Source organism: Streptantibioticus parmotrematis, assembly GCF_019890615.1.
GTDB lineage: Bacteria > Actinomycetota > Actinomycetes > Streptomycetales > Streptomycetaceae > Streptantibioticus_D > Streptantibioticus_D parmotrematis.
In genome coordinates this window covers 22535-45811 of record NZ_JAINVZ010000013.1, presented here as the reverse complement: position 1 = coordinate 45811, position 23277 = coordinate 22535, and the positions used below count along the sequence as shown (strand labels likewise).

Genomic DNA, 23277 nt, shown 5'->3' with positions numbered 1-23277 from the left:
CTCCATCGGGTCATAACGCCAGTTACGCCCGTGCACGACACCGCCGATGACCAGGAGCGAGTGGTCGGCGAAGACGCCGACGCCCGCGAGGAACCGCGCCCCTAGCTCGGCGATGCTCTGCGACCGGCCGCCGATCACCGGGTCGGCTGCCGCGCTCAGGAGCTGGTCAATGTCCCCACCCGTGGGGTGGATGCGATCGTCCAAGCCCAGCACAATGCGGGCGATGGACTCCAGGTCGAGCTGCCCGTCGCGCAGATCGCGGTGGGATGCGCGCAAACGGTCGAGGCGCTCGACGGCCTCCACCAGGTCGTGATAGTCCGGCCGATCCTGAACCTGGGAGAAATACACCGCGACCAGAGCGGCTTCGGCCGCGCTCTGGGGCGGTTCCGTCGTCTGCATGCTCGACGCGGATGGGGGAAGGTCGATCGTCAGGCGGCTGCCGCGCGCCTTGCCGGATGAGGGCGAGGTCCGCACTTCCAGGTCTTCGGAGGGCGCCGCAGTCGCGCTGCCCTCAGTTTCCTCGCCGTCCCGCCGGCCGTCCTCGACCGAGTGGCCCGGCTCGCTCCAGGGCTCGGCGCCCCCGAGCTGTGTGGGAGGCTCCTCTCCCTCTCGTACGTCGGTCCTGGCCTGCTGCTCCGACTCCTCCTCCGAGTCGATCATGCCCTCCGTCGTGGTGCCGTCGGGTGCCGTGATCGTGATCGTTGGAACGGTGAGCGATACCACGAGGGCTTCGGTCTCGGAGATGGCAGGTTCTGCGTTAGCCGTAGGCTCGGCACGCTGTGCCGAGACATCGGCGTCGGGCGCGGAGCCCGGACCCGCACCGGGCGCGTCGGCCAGGTCGGCAGACGGGATCGTACCGGGCTGAAGGGGCGCCAGGTCGCCGTCACTCCGAGACCCGGGCTCTTCGGTGCGGGTGGCGGGAACACCGGACGGGTTCAGTTGTCCCTCTCCCGTTGCATCCCTCGGCGTTCCGTCCGGCGCGGCGACGGCCTCGGGCTTCCCCGTTGCTCGGGCCACGGCGGACGGACCCGAGGGGAGCGGGGCTGCCCCGGACCCGGGGTCGGTCTGGGACGCGGCATCGAAGTCCGGCCTTCTCATGTCAGGCCGCAATCGTGCCAAGCCGTCGGCCTCCGCCTCCGCCGAGAGGACCTCCTCCGCCAGCATCGTGAGGTACAGCAGCTCACCGAGTTGCTGCTCCTCGTGCGGCTCCTGGACGGACTCCTTCCGTTCGTCGGCCCCGTCACGTCCTACGCCGGTGACATCGCCGGCGTCAGTATCCTCGGCTCCGAGCGGAGCCACCTCGGAGGCGGGCGGCGCCTCCGAGACGAGGACGACCTGTTCGGCCTGGGGCAAAACCTGCTCAGTGGTGACATCGCGCCGCTCGATGGTCGCATCGGGCTGCGCCGGATTGGCCAGCTGTGTCTCTCCGCCCTGGTTCTCCTCCTCACTCCTGACGAGCTGTCCGGCTTCCTCGGGGTTCTCGGTAGTCGACTGAAGTTGCGTACCGGCACTGAGCGAAGGCTCGGTGCCGAGGTTGGCCTCGTCCCGCCCCGGCACCCTGCGGAGCCTCGCCTTGGCCTGTTCAAGGAGCGCTTCGGTCTCGGCCTCACCGCCGGAGGCGCCCATTCGCTCTGCGTCGTCGTGGGTCGCGACCGGCCGCCGGGGAGCTTCCTCGAGTGCGGCGCTGGGCGGCCCTGTGAGAGCGGGGTTGCTCGGGTCGAGGTCGTCCAGGAGCCCACCATCCCGGTCGACCGCGCTACCGTCGCCAGCCTGTGCCAGGAGAGCCGAGGTCGGCTCCTTCACGGCCTTCGCCGGGTTCACGTTGCGGTCGACGGCTTCGGCGGACGTGGCATCGGTTCGAGCCTTGTCCAGGATGGTGGCCCGGGTACTGCGGTCTTCCATCGACAGCCGTGCGGAGTCGTCGTGCGGCACGTCTGTGCTGGTGCGCGTCGGGGATGCCGCGGTCGCGTGCCCGATGGCGGAAGGGGCGAATTGCCCAACGCCCCGTTCCGAGGGAGCGCCGGAGCTGGCCGAGATGCTGCGCGACTTGCGGGTGAGACGGGGCAGGAGGGCGTCCGGGTCGCCGGCCGAAGTGGGCGGGAGGGTCGCCAAGGGGTAGAAGTCCAAGTAGCGGACACCGCCCGTAGTACGCAGTGCCACCTGGACCGGGCGGTTGGCGGAGTTCGCCGCCGCATCCGCGGCCCGCAGCAGATTGGCGATGTCCGAAGGAAGATAGCTCTCCGTCGAGGCGTCGGCGCCGTCAGGCAGGTGCCTCGATCCAGCGGGCGACGGATCCCGACGACCATTCTCCGGGAGTGGCTTGACCGCGAGGGTCTGCGCGGTGATGGGCCGGTCGAGCAACGCGACGATGCTCGGCGACAATTCACCGAGGTCAAGCCAGAGTTGAGCGGGGGCGGTCGGGTCCTCCGTCGGTTCCAGCCCCGCTGCGATGGCGGGGCCCAAGGCCGTGGCCGTCCGCCAGTCGTGAATGCCCTGGGCGGCCAACATGGCCGGGATGTCGTAGACGTTCTCCATCAGGTGCGGCTCGATGACGCCGAGTCCGAGGACATCATCGATCAGTGACCGGACCTGGGCGTTGCCTGTGACGTACCTGGTGCCCTCGGCACCGCTGACCTTCAATACCACGTACACGGTGAGGGTCTGGCCGTAGGCGCCGTTGTCGCTGTCGTCGTCGGCCGCGCCGTGTCGCAGGAGGCTCATGTTGCGAGAGTTGTTCGCGGAGCCTTGGCCGGATTTGGGGGTCCCTCCGAGCACAGGCAGCGTGCTCTGCAAGGTGTTGAGCGAGTCGGCGGGTGTGAAGGTCAGCGGCACCCCGGCGGTGGGGCTCATCGTCTGCGACGAAGTAGAGCTCCCCTTGCCGTGTTGGGCCCGCGTCCCCATGAGCGCGACGCCCTTGCTCTGCGACTCGACGTCGATCCGCGGCGCGTAGAGCATGATCTCGATCCGGGCCTCACCCGTGCCACCGCCCCAACCGGTGAACGCATCCGCCATGGCGGGGGTCAGGGTGACCCGCTGGGAGGCGAGCAGATGACCGAGCCGCATCATAGCCATGGCAGGCGCGTCCGATGTCTTCGGCAGACCATGCCGACGCAGACTGGGCGAAACCGCGCCAAGGGCGGTGACCAGGAAGTCCAGACCGTCGAAATCGTTGAAGAAGATCGGCCGCGTGGGCATCCAGCGGATGGCGGCGTCGAGCACGTCGCTTCCCGGGATGGGCGAGGTGTTGTGCACCCCAGTGCCGATCAGGGCGGGCGGTGCCGGTGCGGGGGCCGTATTCTGCTGTGACTCGCTCGCCAGGAAGCGCAGCCGGGCGTGGACCGGAGTGCTGACCGCCGTCCGCAGACCGGGCACATTGTTCAGGACAGAGTCCATGAATCGGCTGAGGCCCGAAATCCCGTACGCGGGATCGATCACTCCTGGAATGGCCCGGGGCACCACGGCCACGAAGTTCGCGAGCAGACCGAGCAGGTTGTCAGGAAGGCGTACCGACCTGGTGGTGACGTCCACCATGTACTCCGCCGGAAAGTCCACGGCTCCTCGGTAGCTCGACACCCACTGGCGAACTTCCCTGGAATCCGCGAACGCCGAAGAATAACCACGGCTGCGGGCCATCGCGGCCGTCGCACCGGTGGTGCCGGAGGCGCCCTTGAAGCTCAGGCTGAAGCTATAGCTCTTGGAGACGCTCGTGCTCCGCGCTCCGGGCAGAACGGCTGTGACGGAATCCAGACCGGACTGCTCACGCGGTGAACCGAGGATCGATTCCAGTGCGCCGGCCGGGCGGGCGTGAAGAGCGACCTCCACGACGTGTAGGCCGGTGTAGCCCCGGTAGAAGAAGTAGAAGCGGGTGTGCCGACCGGGGGCATTGCCGGCTGAGATGATGTTCCGGAGTCCGACCGGCGAGCCGTAGTCGGCGATCACCGATCTGAGCCCCGGCACGAACGTGGAGCTCTTGAGGGTGAGGGAGCCGGGCGCCTCCCGCTTGACAGCCATCTCGAGGTTGTCGATGAAGGCCATCGAGTTGTCGTGCGGCGACGCGGTGGTCACCACACCATGGCCCATGTTCCGACCACCACTTCGCACGAAGTAGTCCGGCAGCAGGAAGGTGGCGGGAACCTCGGGTGGGAGTTGCGCCTTGAGGTTGTATGCCGCGAGTAGAGCGGGATTCGTACGGATCTCCTCGGCGGGCGCCCAGAAGACCACGGCGTCAGGAACGTCGATGGCGACAACGTCGGAGTTGTCGCCGAGCCAGCCGAGCCAACGGGCCGGGTCGGTGATCAGAGTGTCGAGTACGACGTTGCGCGGCGCCTCGACCAGGGCCAACAGGTACGTCGCCGACGCTCGGAACTGGCGGATGGCCTCGTGAGACTCGATGGTGGCCCGGTTCAGCCACGCACTGTCGCTCTCCGTGCTGTTCCTTGTCCAGGACCGGCTATGCGTGGCGGTACCAGTGAGCGACCGAAGGTCCTTCGACTGAGAACCAGTGCCGTAGACCGAGAGGCCGTGGCCCGCCGCCTCTCCCCGTGCCGACGAGTCGTAGGTGAAGGCATCGGACTCGTAGTATCGCTGGTGCTCGTCGTGCGGATTGTCGTCGTAGACGGCGTGGTGCAGGTATCCGAGGAGTACGACCTGGGTATCCGTGCCGATGAGGGCGCCATCGCGTTCCGCCTCGATGATGTGAGCACTGCCGAAGATCTGGCCACCGCGCCCCAAGATGGCCATGGGGCGCAAACCGTTCAGGATGGCTTCCTGTCCGAAGCTCTCGGTGTTGCGCAGCGAAGGGCCGAATGTCATGTCTGAGACCCAGCTCGGGCCGCTGCGGATCCAGCTTGGCATGCTGCTCGCCACCTTGCTCACGGCGGCGTTGGCGAGCCCGGTGACCTTCCAGGGCTGTGGCGCGCCCGGATGGGTGCCGTTGAGCATCCGCTGGAAGCCGTCTCTCAGCGCGGCGCTTCCCTCCGCCACGACCACGAGGTTTCCGTTCAGCCCGACCACGTTCGGCGGGAGCATGCCATCGACGTCCTCCTGCAACCGCGCAGCCTCGAAGTCGGCCTGGTTCGGCTGACGGACGACGTGGTTGCGTCGAAGCGGTCCGGCCGAAGGCTCTGGGTCGGCCGGCGGCTGCGGCAGCGCGCGGTCCTTCGGGACAGTCAGCAAAGCCGAGCCTTCACTGGACCTGAAGGTACGGATCGGAGTAGTGCCGTTGCCCTTGAACGCGTTCATCGTGAATGTGGTGGGAACGCGGAACATCGACAGGACGCTGCCATCGACGGCGTAGAACTCGTTACCCGGGACATTGAGCGAGTTCTCACTCTTCCCCGACTGCCACGTGTGGGCGTAGTCGAAGGTCCCATTGGTGGCAGGGTCCGTCGGCAGCGGAGGCTTGTGGTGATGCGGGACGCTGTCGCCGCTCCCGGTCAACGAGCCTTCGAACGAGCCGGAATGACTATGACTCTCGCTCTGACCGCCGTTGCTCGCAAGCCCCCAGATCGCCATCGTGGACCAGCCGGGAAGGTTCTTCAGGTGTTGAGGAACGGTGCCGGGCCGGGGCTCGGCCTCCAGACGAATCGCGGCCCGCTCGCTCGCCAGCTTTCCGGGGAGATCGAACCACAGAGTGTGGCCGCCGTCGATCATCTCACCGAAGTCGCCACGCAAACCAGCCTGGGAGCGGGCGATGAGCAGTTTACGGGCGTTGTTCATCCATGCCGTGAACAGCGCTTGGTCGTCCCCCAGGAAGCCCAGGTCGACCCCGCTTCGCTCCGGGGCCAGGAAGCCCTCGCCGCGCAGCCAGTCAGTGGCGTCGTCGAACAAGGAAGCCGTACCGTCGATCTTGAGGGGCACGGTCGTGGCGCCGATGGAGCGGAGATTGGCCACTTCCGGCGGCAGATGGAGCTCGGTCCCCGGCTCGGGAGTCTGGCCGTCAGCGCTCCCCTTCGTCGGAACCCGCAGATCGAGATGCTGCCGCACTCTTACCGGGTCCGCCTCCCCGCCCTTGGCCAGCACGAGCGAGACCTCGAAGTCAACCTCCGCGTCGACCAGTACATGCGGGTTGGACTCGTACAAGGTGAAGCCTTCGAAGGCCGAGCCCCCGAAACCGAACGTCCGGCTCTTGCTGTACTTGTAGCCTCCCTTGATCGTGAACTGCCCATAGGTCCCCTCCTCGTCCGACCCCCACTTGGCGGTCAGGCTCCCAGCGGGGTTCACCGAGTTGGAGATCGTGTTGCTGCCGGCAGTTCCTGAACTGTGGAGCAGGATCGAGGCCAACGAAATGCCACGACTCTTGGTCCTCGGATGAGGATCGATCGTGTTGATAGCCGCCTTGACAGCCAAGAAGCCCAGCACATCCCCCGACCGGTCGTGCAGCACACTCGAAGGATGGCCGCCGGCCAGCATCAACTGGAACCCCTCTTTCTGGCCGGCATCGTTGAGCAGTGCCTTGACGGCCTTCTGGGACTCATCGCTCATCCTCCGGCGCAGCACCGCCATGGAGCTGTGATTCATGACCTGGTCGTAAAGGTAATTGGGGTCCGGGACCCGGTCCACGCGCAGGTTGGGGAGTTCGTCGACGAGGGTGTCGGCGTCCGCAGGCACATCCGCGAACGTCCGCGCGTCGTCGGCCGATGGGATGTAGTCCTCAGTCAGGTACGTCGGGAACCACGCTGTGACGCGCCCGGGGCCGGGCAGCGGCCGAAGAGGGCCGACGCCCGTCGTAAGGGCCTCGCCCTTATTCCTGTCCTTGGCTTCGGTGGACCTGGTATTTGACGGTTCGGCCTTGAACGCCCAGTGCGCCTGGTAGGTGAAGGGTAGTGACGGTTCGGAGGAAGAGAACAACAGGGAGTAGTTGCCGTAACCCTCGCTGACGGTGAAGGAAACCGTGGTTTGGTTGTAGCCGATGCCCAGCGACGGTGTGAGGGTCAGCGAGCTGACAAGCGGGTCCTTCTGGTCGTGAATGCGGAACTTGCGACTGTAGCTCAGCGGCAGGCTGCGTACATTGGCTGAACCACCGATGTCGCGCGTCTCGAAACTACCCTGGCTCCGTTCCTCGACGTACACCCGGTGGCCGAGTGGGTCCTGAGCGGCGACATCATGCTTCTGCTGCGCGTCGCTGAATTCCAGCTGCGCAGTGGTCTCGTAGGACGTGCCCTCGAAGGCCACCGTGCGCCGCATGCCGCTACTGAGCAGGTACGCCAGATCGTCCAGCAAAGCGGCGTCACCGAACTCTGCGGCCACGGACTGGTCGAGCTCGGCCTGCTGTTCGGGGGTCGGCCGGGCGGCGGGGCTGGCCTCCTCGTCCCGGCCGGGGCCGGAACTCCCCGCTCGGCTCTTCGCGAAAACAGTCTCAGCGAGGCGCTGTCGGACCCATGTGGTCAGCGCCTCGGGCAGCGGCTCGACGTTGATGTGTCCGGGCAGACCACCCCCGCCCGAGCCGAAGTCACTGACGAAACCACCGGGGGGGATGGCTTTGTCACCGTGCGGGCGAACGGTATCGGTCTCCGTGTGCGATTCGCTGGCGGGGGCGTCCAAGTCTTCGGCCTCCGGCGCGTGCACCGTGGCGCCTCGCACGGCCAAGACCGCTGGCGGCATAGAAGGATCATTGTTGGTGTTGCGGCTGGATGCGGCGGAGTTGGTGGGGTGGTTTTCGGGGGCTTGAGGGATGGCTCCGTGTCGTGGGGTGTTGGGTTGCGAGAGGTCGGCCGGCTCGGAGCTCAGGTGGATATGCCGGGCGAGCCGGTGCAGGTCCCAGTCGAGGAGAGCGGCGGTCGGCGGGGTGGGTCCGGCGTGTGAGGGTGCTGGTGTCTGCTCGTCCGGGGTGTCGGCGGGCTCTTTGGTGTAGTCGCCCATGAGAAGGCTCGGGTGGCGTGGGGCGGTGTCCTGCTCGACGACCATCCAGGGCGTGCCAACATGGTGGTCCGGGTCTGTGGAGCGCAGGGAGTGGCCAGAGTCGACTCGGGGGGTGGTCTCGGTGATGCGAAAAGCGTCAGGTATTCCCAGGGTGTGACCGATGACCTCGTGAGCGGCCAGGGCCTGTGTCGTAGTGGTCGGTATGGAACGCTGGTCCGGGCGCTTGGCGGTCCGCGCCGGGTCGAAGACCATCACGTCGGAATCGGCACGTTCACCGGGTCCGGTGACCCGGACCATCGACACGCGCAGAAGGTCACCGTCCGCCTGCCCGTCCCCGGCTTGGGAAGCATGGCGGCCAGCCGTCACCCGGGAGGCGCCAGGCAGGCGATACCGTGGACGGTTGTAATACGTCTCAGCGGCAGCGGTGATCGTGCGCCAGACGGCGTCCAGTTGACCGGTTGTCACCCCAGCCTCGGCACGCAGCCGGACGCCGACCCTGATCTCCACCCCGCTCTCAGCGCCGATACGCACTCGGCGTACGGAGAACGAGGCGTAGCTGACAACAGGCTCGAGCTTTCCGTCTTCCTTCCCACCCGAGCGCCCCCACACCACCGGGTTGAGCCAGCCGAACCGCCGGGCCGACCAGTCATCCAGCGGATGAAGCTCACCGCCACTGACGCCTGCGTCATGGTCGGCGGTAGTGCTCGAGCCCCTGCCCCAAGACTGTCCATCCTCGGGGTCCGTGGTGTCCGAGGACGCTGTGCCGGAAAGAGCACCATGACGGGTGTCCACCTCCCCCACCGGCGCCTGGGGGACCGCACCGCGCCAACCACCACCATCGGGGGAGTCACCGGGCCGGGGAGTGCGCACGAGCGATGAGGACGGGCCCGCCACGAGGCCGGTGTGGTCGTACGAAGGGAACGGAGCGAAGGGATCATCGTCCCCGAAATCCGTCATGGCGATGTCGCTGTCTGCCGGGTCGCCATCACCGATCTCCGTCACACCCGCGGGATCCAGTGGCTGAAGTCCCATCGACTCCAACTCTACATAGCCTGCGACTTCACTGATCCGCCTTTCGATCTGTTCGACGAGTGGAGCCGCCCACGAGGGAGGATTGCCACCAAAAGGTGACCCGACGGAAAGGCGGAGGGCTTCCCGAAGGATTTCCAATCCAGCACCTGGAGTAGTCTCGGCCCGCATACCCCTGTTCGCCAGCTCCTGGAAATCATCCCAATCCGACCTGATCGGCGGAACGAACCGCCACACCTTGCTCTTTGGATCTAGTATCACCTCCGTGTACTCGCTCACGGCGGAGCGGAGGAACGATATATACACTGCAGCCTCGGGGTAAGGCAAGGCGCTTTTCTGGTCACCACGCGAGGAAAACTGATCGGCGAACACCAAGGGCGCAACCAGATCGGGAAGCTTGTTTGCGGAAATGCCTGCTACGGCACCAATTCCCTCGATCTTGATTTCACCGCCCAGGATTCTGAGGTACAGGCCGGGGGCGTACCGTGGGCGACTGACGAATTTTTTGGCAGTGTGCGCGAGTTCTATGGCCTGTTCATCATGGAAAAAGCCGTCGGGATCCGAAGCCAGCAGGATCAGCCGGTCCGCCACCTGGTTCACCAACGCGGCGATCTGCTCACGCAGTTGATCGGCCCAGGCAGTGAACCAGTGGCCCAGAGGACGGTCACTGACGAGACGGAGGGCCGCTACAAGCTCCCGTTCCCCCTTCTCCAGATCGTCCACACCGGGATTCAGGCCCCGCTGAGCCAACTCCCGGAAATCATCCCAATCCGACCTGATCCGCGGCACGGCCTGATACGCCTCATTTCTCACGCCCTTAGAAATCGACGCCGTCCCGCCCGAAGCCTCCTGAAGCGCCTTTCGCACCGCCACGATGTCATCGGTCATTGAATAAAGGGAGATACCGAGGGCATCAGATTGAAGCTGCTTCGAGGCGAACTGGTCCGCCAGCCCAAAGACCACAAGCATTTTGCCCAATGTTTCTGGGGACAGTTCGCGCCTCATGGCGCTCGGAATGGCAAGTCCCTCGACCTTGGGATCGCCGTCCAGCATTTTGAGGTAAATGCCGGGGACATACGTCCCCGAGAGGACGATCTCTTTGGTGGTGGTTGCCATAACAACAGCCACCTCGTCGTAGAGGGGGCTGTCGGGGTCCGAGGCCAGCAAGATCAACCGGTCCGCCACCTGGTTCACCAACGCGGCGATCTGCTCACGCAATTGATCGACCCATGGGGTGGACCAGCGGCCCAGAGCACGGCCACTGACGAGACGGAGGGCCGCTACAAGCTCCCGCTTCCCCCTCTCCAGATCGTCCACACCGGGATTCAGGCCCCGCTGAGCCAACTCCTGGAAATCACCCCAATCCGACCTGATCCGCGGCTCGACCCAATACGCCCCACCTCTCGCGTCCTGAGAAATCGATGCCGACCCGCCCGAGGCGTCACGAAGCAGTTTCCGCACCAACGTGAGGAGACTGGAAATTGTGTGCGGGGGGTAACCGAGGGCATCAGGTTGTTGTTGATTCGAGGTGAACTGGTCTCCCAGCCCAAGGACCACAAGCATTCTGCCCAATGACTCTGGGGACAGGTGACGCCTCATGGCGCTCGGAATGGCAAGTCCCTCGACCTTGGGATCGCCGTCCAGCATTTTGAGGTAAATGCCGGGGACATACGTCCCCGAGAGGACGATCTCTTTGGTGGTGGTTGCCATAACAACAGCCACCTCGTCGTAGAGGGGGCTGTCGGGGTCCGAGGCCAGCAAGATCAACCGGTCCGCCACCTGGTTCACCAACGCGGCGATCTGCTCACGCAATTGATCGACCCATGGGGTGGACCAGCGGCCCAGAGCACGGCCACTGACGAGACGGAGGGCCGCTACAAGCTCCCGCTTCCCCCTCTCCAGATCGTCCACACCGGGATTCAGGCCCCGCTGAGCCAACTCCTGGAAATCACCCCAATCCGACCTGATCCGCGGCTCGACCCGATACGCCCCCCCACGTACCGATTTCTGGGACACGCTGAACGGCCCACCCGCCGCCCCCTTCAGAGCACCCTGCAATCTCGAGACCCACGAACTTAGATCTTTACGATTGATCGCCCGGGCCTGTTCCTGGTCCGAGGCAGTCGAATCGGTCAAAGTCAGGACTGTGACCAATTTTGCCAGGGGTCCTGAACTCGTGTCTGCGACAGGTAGTCCGGTGATATCCGTGGAGCCTCCCAAGAGGATGAGGCGAGGAGGCCGTGAAGGCGCGGGAGGGGCGAGACGGTGCTGGAGAGCGAGGGTCTTCTCAAGGGTCTCCGGATCCGTGGTGATCTGGGAGATTCGGTTCGCCAGTTGACCGACCAGAGTAGTCAGCCGGCTGATGAGCGGCTCTGCCCAGACCGGTGGCCGTCGATCGAAGGGCTCTGCGGTGAACAGGTCGAGGACCTGCTGGATGGAGGTCGCGAGCATATCGGGATCCTCGGGACCGACGTGCAGAATGTGATTCGCCGCTCGGTGGAAGTCCGCCCAGTCGGACGCGATAGGCGGCTGGAATCGGTAGGGCCCACCAGGCTGGTCCTGTATCACCCCTACGGGTTCCGCGATCTGCGAAAGTGCCTGGCGCAATGCCGAGACAGCGGTCTCCAGGGTGGCTGGCTCTGAGTATCCGGCCGCTGCGGCTTGTTGCCGATCTGTGGTGAAGCGATCGGCGAACACCAGGGCGGTGGCGAGTGCGGCCAGGGCGCCCCTGGGCACTTCGGAGCTGGTGGGAATACCGGTGATACGGGTCGTGCCGCCCAGAACACTCAGGTATGGACGGGACATAACAGGGACGGGGAGACCCTGCTGGACAGCGCGGGCCAACTGTGCGACCTGCTCATCATAGTGAGAGCGGCCGGGGTGCGAGGTCAGCAGAATCACATACTGCACGACCTTTTCGATCTCCCTGGCCATCTGCTGGCGCAGTGGCTCCACCCATCCAGGCGGCCGACTGCCGAAAAGAGGACCGGTCACGAGACGCAGAGCAGCGGTCAACATCGGCAGGCCGCTGCCTTGCACACGCTGTTCAGCTTCCCAGCCCTGCCGTTCCAGCTCCTGGAAATCACGCCAGTCCGACTTGATAGGCAAGGTGAACCCGAACGGCCCACCCACGCTCGTGTGCACTATCTCCAGTCCCGCTCCCGGCACCCACGCAAGCGCTCGGCCACCTCCTCTCTTCGGCAGCCCCAAAGCGTCCCGCAACTTTCTGCTGAAATCTCGCAGGGTCCTGACGGAGATACCGAGTTCGAGGGCCTGCTGATGCAATGTGGTGAACTGGTCGGCGAACGCCAGTCCAGCGACCAGCAGGGGGAGCCGCCAACCTTTCACGCCGCGCAAAGCGCGGAGACTGGTGGTGATCTCGCCGTTGAGGACGGTGAGGGTGATATCGCTGGATGCGACGGTAGGCGAGGCTGCGGTGGATGGCCCTGCGGTCACGGATGTGCCGAGGGGAGCGCGGGAAGGGGCTCCACGGTCCGCTTGCTGAGCGGGTCGGCCGGGGCGGCCCCGGCCGAGAGGGGTGGTAGCGGGAGCGACGCCGCGCTTGCGGCCTTGGGCCTTGGCGAGCGCCTCCGCGGCGTGGACGCCGGATTCCCGGAGCACGGTCTCGACCGCGCGGATGTCGCGTTCGTGCAACGCGCGGAGGGTCTTTTCCGCATCCGTCGTCTGGTGCGTTAGGGGGTAGGGGTTCCAGCGCCTGACGAGCGCGGACGCTTGCCACCAGCCGGCCGGCGCGCTGGGGGTGGGGCGAGCCATCACCTGTTTGCCCGTACTGTGGTATTCAGCCACGCGGACCGGTGCCTCGGGGCCGTAGCTCCAGATGATCGGCTCGTCCGGTTCGACGGCGGCGGGTGCCATCGTGACGCCCAGCCGAGCCAGGACCTTCTTGAGATCGTGGCCGAGCTCCTCTTCGGGAGCGTGGCGCCAGGTGTACCGAGTCCACCCCTTGCCGTCCCGAACGTCCAGCCAGGTGCGTCGATCCGTGATGTCAAACCTCGGGGTGCCCGCGTAGATGTCATGCGAGGACAGCTGCATCGGGTGGCCCGGCGTGGCGATGACCGTGTTCCCACCGAGGAAGCGCGACAGCTGACGGGCGAAGGTACCTCCGGCCCCGCCTGCCAACAATACGACCGGCATCCGGCTGTTGGCCGACCAACCCGGGAGCGACCTGATCCATCTCGCCGTGGCCTCGGCATTGCGCCATTCGCCGTCGATCAACAGCTGCTTGCCCCAGTCGCGGAACTGTCCGGCGCTCAGCAGGGCGCCGTTGAGCGTGGGGAGCACCAATGGGTTGTCGACCAGGCGGTCCCGCATGGTGCCGTAGGGCGTGCGGCTGGTCTCGTTGCGGAGCGTGAAGCGGGGGGTGGGCCACTCGGGCCCGGTGACGGCGTCTCCGATTTCGGAATTGTCGTCCCGCACAGACTCGGTGTGGGGCAGTTCCGTTCGCGGTTGTGACTGCTCGCCTTCCGCACTCCCGGACGACGGCTCTCCTAGCGAAAGCATGGTCTCGGACATCTCCCGCCGCGCGCCAGGCTCGTGAGCGGAGTCGGCAGGATCGTCCTGCCTGGAGGACGTCGTGCCCTTCTCCTGAGCGGCCCGGTGCGCCGCGAGTTCGGCGGCGAGTTGTGCGGCGGCTGCGGCCCGCGCCCGGCTGGTGGCCAGGGCGCGGTTGAAATTCTGCTTGAAGTCATTGATGAGCTGCAACCGCTGGGCGATCGCCTTCTGGTGAGGTGTCTGCTCAGCGTGCTCCGTTTCTCCCGCCGCCCCTTGCCGCCCCGCTTCCTGTTCGGTGAGGGCCTCGTACTGGACGGTTGTCTGCTCCTCCTGCTCACGCCGCTCGGCCGGATCGCTTGGGGCGGTGGCTGCCGGGGCCTGTTCGGTCGCGTTCTGCATGGCGAGGTGCTGTTCGGCTGTTTCGCGCTCGCCCTTCGCACGCTGCGGCGAGGTGAGGCGGGCGAGTTGACGCGCTTCGGCTCTGGCGTGTCGGAGGGTGAGGAAGAGTTCGATGTGTGTGTCGTCCACCCGCTGGGCGGCCAGGGCGTGGACGGCTTTGTGCTCACTGAGCGCTTGGGCCGCGCGGAAAGCTGACTCCTCCGCCTGTCTGGCTTGCGCCTGGGCCTCCCTGGCCTGCTCAGCGCGGATCTTGACCTGCTTTTCGGCGTGATCGCGTGCGGCTTTGACTTCCTTGAGGGCGGCGGCAGTGGCCTGCTCGTGCGCGAGATCCTGTGCGGCGCCGGTGGTCCTGGCTTGCGATGCGGCGCCGCTGGCCTCGGTTTTGGCGATGTTCTCGGCCTCGGCCAGCCGCTCGGCGCGCCGGGTCGCGGCCTCGACGGCCCCGTCCGCGCTGTCGGCGCGTGCCACTCGTGCCACCCAAACGGCTTGGGCCCGCCTTTCCTCGGTGCGGCTGAGCGCGGCCTGGGCCCCGGCGCTCTCGGCATCCCGCCGTGCCTGGATGAGGTCTTCGCGTGCCACCTGCAGCCGTGCGGTGGTGAGAGGGCTGGCGTCTGGGTCCTTGATGACCGATGGACTCAGCCGGGCCACCGCCTTGAGACGGGCGGCGTTGCGGGCCCGTTGCAGCAACGGGCCCAGAGCGTGAGGCAGGCCAACGGGTGGTGTGCTGGGCTGACGCCCGCCGAGGGCTGGCAGGGCTGCCTCGGCGGCGGCAAGCTGGGCTCGTGCGGCTTTGAGCTCCTGCTGGGTCTGCTGCGATGTGGCCTGTGCCTGCCGCGCGCTCTCCCGTTGCTCCCTGGCCGCCGCTGTGGCCTGGGTCAGAACACCCTTGGTTTGCTCCACGGCAGCTTCCGCCTGGGCCAGACGGGATTTTACGGCTGCGGGGGCCTCGCCAGGAGCGTCAGAGCTCGGCTCGAGCCGGTCTTGCGAGGCCGGCGCCTTACGGGAGAAAGCGTCCTCGGCAGGCGCGACCCCCGCGACGGGCGCGGTATCGGTGCCGCTGTCCACGGTGGTCTGGGCGGCCTGGGGGACTTGCGGGGATTCCGTCTCTCGCGGGGTTTCGGCGGCGTGCTTCGGCGAGGGTCTGGTCCCGGTCGCCTGCGCCTTCACGGCGTCTTGTGCGCCGGCGAGGTCCCTGGCGGCAATGGCTGCCGCCTTGGCCGCGTCCTTGGCGGCGACCTGGGCCTCTGCCGCTTTTTGGGCTGCCGCCTGGGCGGTGGTCTCGTGCTGCTCGGCGTCCGCGGTCAGTCCGGCGACGCGGCCTTCGGCCTGGCGGACCTGCCGTGCCTGCTCCGGGGCGGTACGGGCAGCTGCGTGAAGGCGCATGGCTGCTGCCAACTCTGCCCGCGCATTGTCAAGTTCGCCCAAGGCACGGTCCAAGTCACGGCTGGCGCCGCCGACTCCGGACCACACAGTGCGGCCATTGATCCTCGTGGGCAGCCCCTGTGCTTGCAGCAGCCGCTGCTCGGAGGCCTCGGCTGTGGCCTTCGCCTGCTCCGCCCTCGTCCTGGCCTGCTCGGCCGCCGTCCGCGCCACCCGCCACTGATGCGCTGCCTCGGCCTCGCTGAGGTAACTGCTTTGTGCCTCCTGGCCGCTGTCGCCCTTCTTCACCTGCGCGTCGGCGGTCTTCCTCGCCATCTGGTGCAGGTTGGCCATCCTGCCCTCATCGGCCAGCGCCGCCTCCAACCGCGCGGAAGCGGCTTTCGAGCGGTTGTCGTCGTGCTGCCACTGATAGTACGCCGCCCGCCGTTCAGCGGCCCTCTGGCGAGTGGCGACGACAGCCTTGTCCACGGCGGCCTGCGCCCGGGCCACCTGTTGCAGCGACTCAGCGACCTGCTTGGAGTGTGCCGCTGCCTTCCGTACTGCCTGCTTATTGGTCTTGAGCGTACGCTCTACCGCCCACACGCGTGCGATACGGCCGGGACGCCAATGCAGCCGTGGCACACCGCGGCGCGCCGTAGCACCGGTGTCATGGCCCGTCGCGCTCTCGCGCTCCCGCGCATCCGGGTTGGCGGCCCCCTCGCCCAGCCGTCGGCCCACAGCCTCGAAGGGGCTGCTGCGCACGGAGTCAGAACCGCCACGCGATGCCGCGGCAGACCGGTCGGGAGGAAGCTCGGCAGCGCTGCCGCCCACCCTCTCACCGTGCCCCGGACCCGGCTCCGCCCCGGTACCGGCCTCCGTCCCGGAAGAGACCTCAGCCCGGGGCTTCGCCTCGGCACCGGACGCGGTCCCGGCCTCCCCGGTGGTAGATGCGGCGTTGGCGTCCTGCGTGTCGCCGGACGCGCGCGTGTCCTGTTCGCCTCCCGTGTCGGCGGCGTGCGGCTGCGGGCCCTCGACCCGACTGCCGTCCAGCCGACGCCCTGTGCCGGTGAACGCGCCCTCTCGAACCTGTCGGGTCGGCACGTCCTCCTCTTGCGCAACCGGTTTCGGGTCTTTAAGGCCGCCGAGCCTGCGTCCCAGGGTCTCGAAGGTTCCCCGGCCTCCGGCCCGCGCAGGCCGCGCGCGGCCCTTCGCGGCGGTGTCTTCTTCTCCCGCTATCCGCGTCCCAGTCCCCTTGCTGCCGCCCAGTCTCCACCCCTCGCCCTGGAACGCGCCCTCGCCCACTGCACTGGCCGCGCCCTCCTCATCCGGCGTGGCCTGCGGCCGCTCGCTGCCCGAGTCCGCCCCGGTCCACGGCTGCTCGCTCTCGGAGGCAGGGGTTCGGGTGGCGATAGGTAGCTCTTCAGGCGTCTCCTGAAGGGTGCGGCCGGTGCCGGTGAATGCAGTGGGGCGGGGATCCTCGGGGACCGGCTCGACAGTGGTGCCGTCCAGGGTGTGGCCTGTCGAGTCGAACAGGGCGGAGCCTGCCGTGACCTGGGGCCTGGTCGGGGTTCCTTCCGGCTCCACAGTGGTGGCGGAACCCTCCAGTGGCTGACGGGTTGTGACGGCCGTCCCACGCCCGACGGCTGGCCGACTCACCCCACGGCTGGAGCCGGCCGGGCCGCCGTGTGCGGCAGATGCCTGCTTTGCCTGGGTGTCCTTGCCGGGGCGCCTGGGCCGGCCCGCGGGCCGCCGTGTCCTGGCCCCGTCCTGCAATTGGACGGCGAGCTCGTCCTTGGCCTGTGCCAGTTCCCGCGTCGCCTGGCTCAGTGCCTGCTGCAGGTCGTCCGGCTGTCCGGCGCGCTGCCTGCCGCTGGCCTTGCCCGCCTTGCGCCCAAGCTCCTTCACGGCGCCGACGGCGTTCTTCTCAGCCTCCTTCGCGGCATGCGACACCTGCTGGGCCTTCGCGCGTGCCTGCTCCAGGGTCTGGGACGAGACCTTGGCCTTCGCCTCGGCACGCGCTGCCTCAGCCGCCGACCGGGCCGTGCCGTCCTCCCCTGCCCGCACCAGCAGGTTCGCGGCGTCATCCAAGTCCTTCGCGGCCCGCGTCCCAGCTTGCTCGACCGCCTTCTCCGCCGCGTCGGCCTCGGCCCGCAATGCCTTGGCCCGCTGCCCGGAACCAGCGCTTCGCACGGCATCCCGCAAGGAGCGCACCTGACGCTCAGCAGCGTGAACACGCTCCAGAGCGGAGCGCACCGCGGGCGAAGCCTTCGCTACAACCTGTTCCCGCAGCGTGTCGCTGTAGTGCCTTTCAGCCTGGGCCAGTTCCTTCTCGCCACGCAGCACATATCCGTCCACTTCATTGACGTCGCCCGTGGCCTCAACCAGCTTGGCCTTGGCGGCCGCGGTCTTCGCCTTCGCGCCGCGGACGACGTCGCCCGCGGACTTGGCCCCCCGCGCGGCGTCCGCGGCCCGGCTCGCCGCAGCCTCGGACTCCTGCTGTGCCCTTGCGGCCCGGTCCACCGCCTCCGGGCCCCCCGAGCGGGCAGCATCGAACAACGCCTTACGCGCGCCGGCCTCGGCTTCCTTGGCCGCGATGGCCGTGGACGTCTCCAGCGCCAGCGCGGCGTCCCAGTCTCTTCTGGTCAAGGCCTCGCCCAGTTGCGCCCTCTTGAAGTCCCGCAGCGCGTCCGCCTGCACCTCCTGGCGGATGAAGCGGATTTTGCCCAGCCAGTGCGTCCGGCGCTGAAGGACCTCGAAGCTCTCCTTGGCCTGCCGCACCCGTGACGAGCGGTCAGCGGCCTGACGCGCCTGCTCCCGCGAGGAGACCGCACGATCCGCCGCAGCCGCCCCGCGAGTACGCCTGACGGATCCGGCGTCTTCCTCGCCCCGGCCCGCCGCAGCCTCGTCCTCCTTGCCTCCGGCAGCCTCACGCCTGTCGCCGACAGCCACATCGTGCTCGCTCCCGCCCTGCGCGGGAGCGTCCTTGCCGGCCTGAGCGGTCTTTTCGGCGTTGACGGTCTCGTGGTAAGCGTCCATCGCCCGGGCGAGCTTCCCATCCGCCAGGTCGCGCTCTTTGCGCGCGGTGGCGAGCTCGTTGCGGACCTGGTCGAGGTCTCGTTGTTTCTCACGAGTCACAGCGCTCCTGCGCCCCATCGCCCGTGAGGCCTGGGTTTGCGCCGACTGCGCTTCGTCGGCCGTCTTGTGCGTGGCCTCAGCCGCGTCCTCCAGCTGGCTGGCCGTCCTCTCCGCGGCAACGGCTTCCGCAAGGCCCTCACCAGTACGGTAGGCCTCCCGGAACATAGCGTCCGCTGTCGCCCTCGCGGCCTGGGCGGACTCCCTGGCCCTGCGGTGAGCGAGCAGAGCCTTGTTCTGGGTCCGCGCGGCATCGGCGGCGGCGGCCTGCGCCTTGCGCGCGCTATCACCGGTCAACCGCTGGATGATCTCTGCCTTTGCCTCCCGTGCGGCCCTCTCCGCGACATCCCTGCCCGCCTGCTCCGCCGCGGCCCGCTGCTTGTCCAGCGCCTCCCTCGCAGCCTGCACCTTTACCGAGCGGCCCGGCCCGGTGGCCTCCTCCACACGTCCAGTCATCGCCTTCAACTGCGCCGCACGCACCGCACGCGACACCCCGCTCCGGTCACCCGGCGCCCCGACGCGTCCTTGATCCTTCAGCGCCCTCACGAGGTCGAACTCCGCCTCGCTGACCTGCCGCCGGGCCGCTTCCAGCCCCCGCGCAGCACCTGGCTCCCCGCTCTCGGCCGCGCGCTCCGCCTCCGCCGCCCTCGCCCGCGCGGTCCGGGCAGCACCCAACGCGGAATCGACCCGCTCAAGTCGCTGCACACCGGCTCTAGCATCGCCCAGCTTCCGGTTCGCCTGAGCCACGGCCTCCTCGGCACCGAGCTCTTGTGCCTGGAGAGCACGCTCAGCGACCGCAAGCTCGGCTCGCGCCGCCCCCACCTCCTCGCGCGCCGACACGGTCGCATCCGACAGATCCAGCGCCTGTACCCGCTGCTCGCTCTCCAGGCCCCTCTCGGCCTGGCGCAAAGCTTCGGTCTCTCGGGTCACCGACTGTCGCGCCTGCCTCAGCGCTTCCTGAGCCTCAGCGTGCGCCTCCTGCGCCGACCTCAGCCCCTTCCTGCCTTCCTTGACCGACTGCACATCACCGCTCACCTTCGTCCGGGCCGTTATCATCCGGCCCAGCGCGGCGCTTTCGTGCCGCTTGCGCTCGCTCCACAGCTCCTCCGCCCGCAATGCCCGGGCCCGCGCACGCTCCACCGCGCTCCTGGCTGCCGCCACACCCTCCGCATCAGCACCGGCCTCACGGCGCGCACCCGCACGCCTGGCCGCCGCCATGCCCTGTGGCGTTTCCCGCCCCGCCTCCCGGCCGCCCTCGCGCTCCGGGGCCACCACACCCAGCTTCTCCACGGCGGTCAAGAGCCGCGCGAGTCGGCCCTCGGCAACCCCCGCGACACGACGCGCCTCCACCAGCGCTTCGGTCCTGACTTCCCCAGCCGCGGCACCTTCCTCACCGGTGCCGGACCTGTTGCCGCCAACCGTCTCTTCCGGCCCCTCGATACCAGCCGTCTGCTTGGGCGAGCCGTTCCTGGTGCCGTCAGCCGCCTCAGCGGTAACGGGCCTCCCGGTCTCCTCCCGAATCCCAGAGCTGGCAAGCTCCTCATGCGCCACGGTGGCCGACTTGTCATCGGCCCCTACGCTCTTGGCCACTGCCGGGGGGCCGTCCGGCTCCTGGGCACCAGCCATCTCCTTGCCAGCAGCCTTCTCGTCAGCAGCCGCCGCTTTCTCGGTTTCGGCGGCCTTGGCCGCGGCCGACTTCTCCAACTCGGCGTAGTGGGCCCGCGCGGCGCGCGCCGCCGCCAAAGCAGTCGGCAACTCGGTGACTGCGTCGCTGGCGGATCGCGCCGCAGCGAGCTCCTCCTGCGCGACCCTTAGTTGCCCCGAAGCGCCCGGGCGGCCATCGCGCACCGCACCTGTGGCCCGCTCCACAGCGGCCTGTGCCTGCCGCACTCCGCGGGCGGCATCCTCGGCATCCCTGGCGGCGGCCGGCAGCACATGAACACGCAGCTCGTTCTCCAGCCCCCTCTCCACCTGCCGAAACGCCTGGCTGCGGTCGACAAGGGCCTGATGCGCGGAGCGGACCGCCCCCAAGTCCTTGTCGAGGCCCTCATCTGCCTTCTGGGCGGCGGCCCGCATCTCCTTGACCGAATCACGCGCGGCGGCGACCTCCTTCTTGGCTTCCCTGGCCTCGAGGAACGAGGCCTTCGCCTGCTCCAGGGCCTGCTCCGCCTTCACCTCGGTCTCGTCCGTGGGAGCCGCGTCATGCTCGATCCGCTGGGCAACGGCGGTGTCGCGATCACTCTCGTAGTCGGTGGACTTCTGCGCGGCCCGCGTCGCCACCGCCGATACGCGTCCTCGCGCGTTCCCTTCCCTGGCCGAGGCCGCCACCAGGCCGCCTCGTGCCCGGTCACTCCCCCGCTCGGCGTTTCTGACCCCCTCCTCCGCCCGCAACGTCAACTCCTGGTGCAGCCGCACAGTCTCCAAGGCGGACTTCACCTCGGGCGACTTGGCCGCGACAGCCTCGATCTCCTCCTGTCGCCGACGAGCCTCCGCCCGCTTCTGCTCCATCAACTCGGCCGTCTTGTCCGCACGGCTCAGCGTCGCGTCCGCAGACGCGCCCTTGTTCTGCGGACCCCTTCCGGCGAAAGCGTCCTCGACGCGTTGCGCGGGCGAGGCATCCCGGGCCCCGCTCGAACTTGCGGGCCCGGAGCGGTCGCTGGACAGCGGGGTCGAAGCAGACTCAGCGGCCTGCTGGTCGAGCGACCCGTGAGCGTCCGACGGACGGGCAGGCGCGGACTGCCCTTCTCCGGCAGCCCGGAGGGGTACGGATACCGCGCTGTCGGTCTGCTTGAGCAGGCCCGATGCGCCGTCGGTCTGCGAGAGGGACTCATCTCCACGGACCGCGTCTGCCGATTCAAGCGAGCGGGCCGACACCGACGTACGCGAGGCGACCGTCCCGGGCGAGGACGCCGTGTTGTCGCCCTGCTTGCCCGAGCTGCCTTCTACTTCCACCATCTTCCGCACGGAGAAAGCATCATCGCCGCGTGTGCCCGACGAACCGCTGCCGGTGCCTGTGACGGTCGGCCTGTCCTCCGTGTGCGTGACAGGGGAGGGCGCGTCAGTGGTGTGCGACGACTGCTCATCAAAGCTGCGGTAGCTCCGCTTCGGGGCGACGAACGGCTCCCGGGCCGGGCTCAGCACACGCCCACCGAAGCTGGGAGCGAACGGAGAGCGCCCATCCGTGGTCGCCGCCGCCTCGCCGGCCCGTGCGCCGGAATCGGACTCCCTGGAGAGGTCTCCGACAAGCGCACTGCTTGCCCGGACGGCCGGCGCGCGGCCGACTTCAACGGCACTACGCGCCGCTCCCGGGTCGAGGCGGCCCTCATTACGCAGCACAGACCGGGCCGCCGCCTCCAACGCCGAGCCTGCCGGACGAGCGGAGTCGAGCACGTCATCGACCGTGCGGCTGACCCGCCCGTCATCGGCATCGGCGTGGCTGGGTGTCCCGTGATCGCCCAGGCCCGTACCCAGTTCGGCCTTCAGGGTCCTCGGGGGCATAGTGTCCGCGACATCCCGTGCGACCGGATGCGTCACGTCGCTGCGGTCACCCGTCGGCAGCGGAGACAGCGGACCAGGATTGGTGACCAGGCGCCGCTCACCCCCGTCGGCCCCGACACCCTCCACCCCGCCACGCCGCCCCGCGTCCGCCGTCAGCGGCCTCGTCGCGCTCTGGGCTGCCCTCGCCAACCCACTCAAGGCACCACCGATGTCCCGCCGCACGCTGGTGGGGTCATGCGGTATGGGCTTCGCCGCGACCGGGACCCCGTCTCCGCTACCAGGCCGCACGGAGGAAGGTGTGCCTGGCCGGGGGGCGAGGGCCGACCTGCTCTGGCCCGCGGGAACATCGGGGGTCGCCTCGCCGACCCGGTCAGAACTCCCCACATCGGCCGGCCTGACCGCGGGGACACTGCGCGCGCCCCGAGGCCCACCCGGAGACACCGCCGGGTTCTTGCCGCCGTCTCGGACGGCAGACCTCGCCACCGGCGTCGAGCCGGAGTTCACCCCACCAGTAGGTGTCAGGTCGGCACCCGACTTGGAAAGGGACTTGGGAGCCGGAGCGATCGTGTCACCAGCCGCCCCGGCCCCTCGTGGAGCCGTCACCCCTCCGACCCCTCCGAACACCGAGGAACCTACTGTCTCCGTCACCTGAGGCGTCGACGAAGGCTTGATGGCTGGAATGTCGCCGACGTTCACCGCGCCGGCCTTGCCGTTCTCGAACGACGCGATCGCGCCCTTGATGCCCTTGGTGAGCGCATAGCCGACCGGACCGAGGAGCAGACCCTCGGAGATGAACTGCTCCCACTCCTGGGCCGTCAAGGGAATCGGCGACCACCGCGACCAGTCTGTCTTCTCTCCCGCCACGGCGTCCACCGCCGCCGTCGTCGCCGCGGACGTCCACGTCAGATCAAATGCCACACGTCCCGCAACAGAACCGATCTTGCCCAGACTGCTGCCCATCGAGACGACCCACTGCGGCAGAGTGTCGGCCACCGCGGTGGCCGTGTCGCCTACCCAGCTCCCCAGCTGCTCCATCGACGTGCTCAGCGCCGCGATAGCCTCCGTTACCGAGTCTGAGACCGCCAGCAGCGCATCCAGCGCAGCGCCCAACGCGCCCAGGATCTCACCCGTGAACGCCGCGACTTCACCGAAGGCGACCCCCAGGATCCCGGCAATGACATCCAGCAACGTCTGCTTCGCCTGGGTCGCTTCCTGGGCCGTCCGCAACATCGCGTAATAGTTGATCGACTCCCCGAGCTGCCAGCACTGCTCCACGAGGCTCATCCCCGCGCCGCGCAGCCCGCCCATGTTGTCATTGGTGCCGCTCTGCCACGCCAACGACATGGAGATCGAGGCATCGCCCATCCACGCGCCGTCCCCCAGATCGAACGACGCGCTGCTCATGTCGGCAAGCTGCTCATCCAGGAAATCACCGAACGAGATGAACGCGTTCCCCAAGTCGTAGATAGGGCTTGGGTCCCACTTCAT

1 protein-coding gene (running past one end of the window) is annotated in these 23277 nt (G+C 68.2%); it reads right to left on the bottom strand.

The window, feature by feature from the left end:
* Positions 1-23277: the beginning of a lonely Cys domain-containing protein gene (locus K7472_RS19240; RefSeq protein ID WP_222979729.1), read on the bottom strand. It extends 25335 nt beyond the left edge of the window; only the first 23277 of its 48612 coding nucleotides appear in the window; its start codon is at positions 23275-23277; its stop codon lies off the left edge, out of view.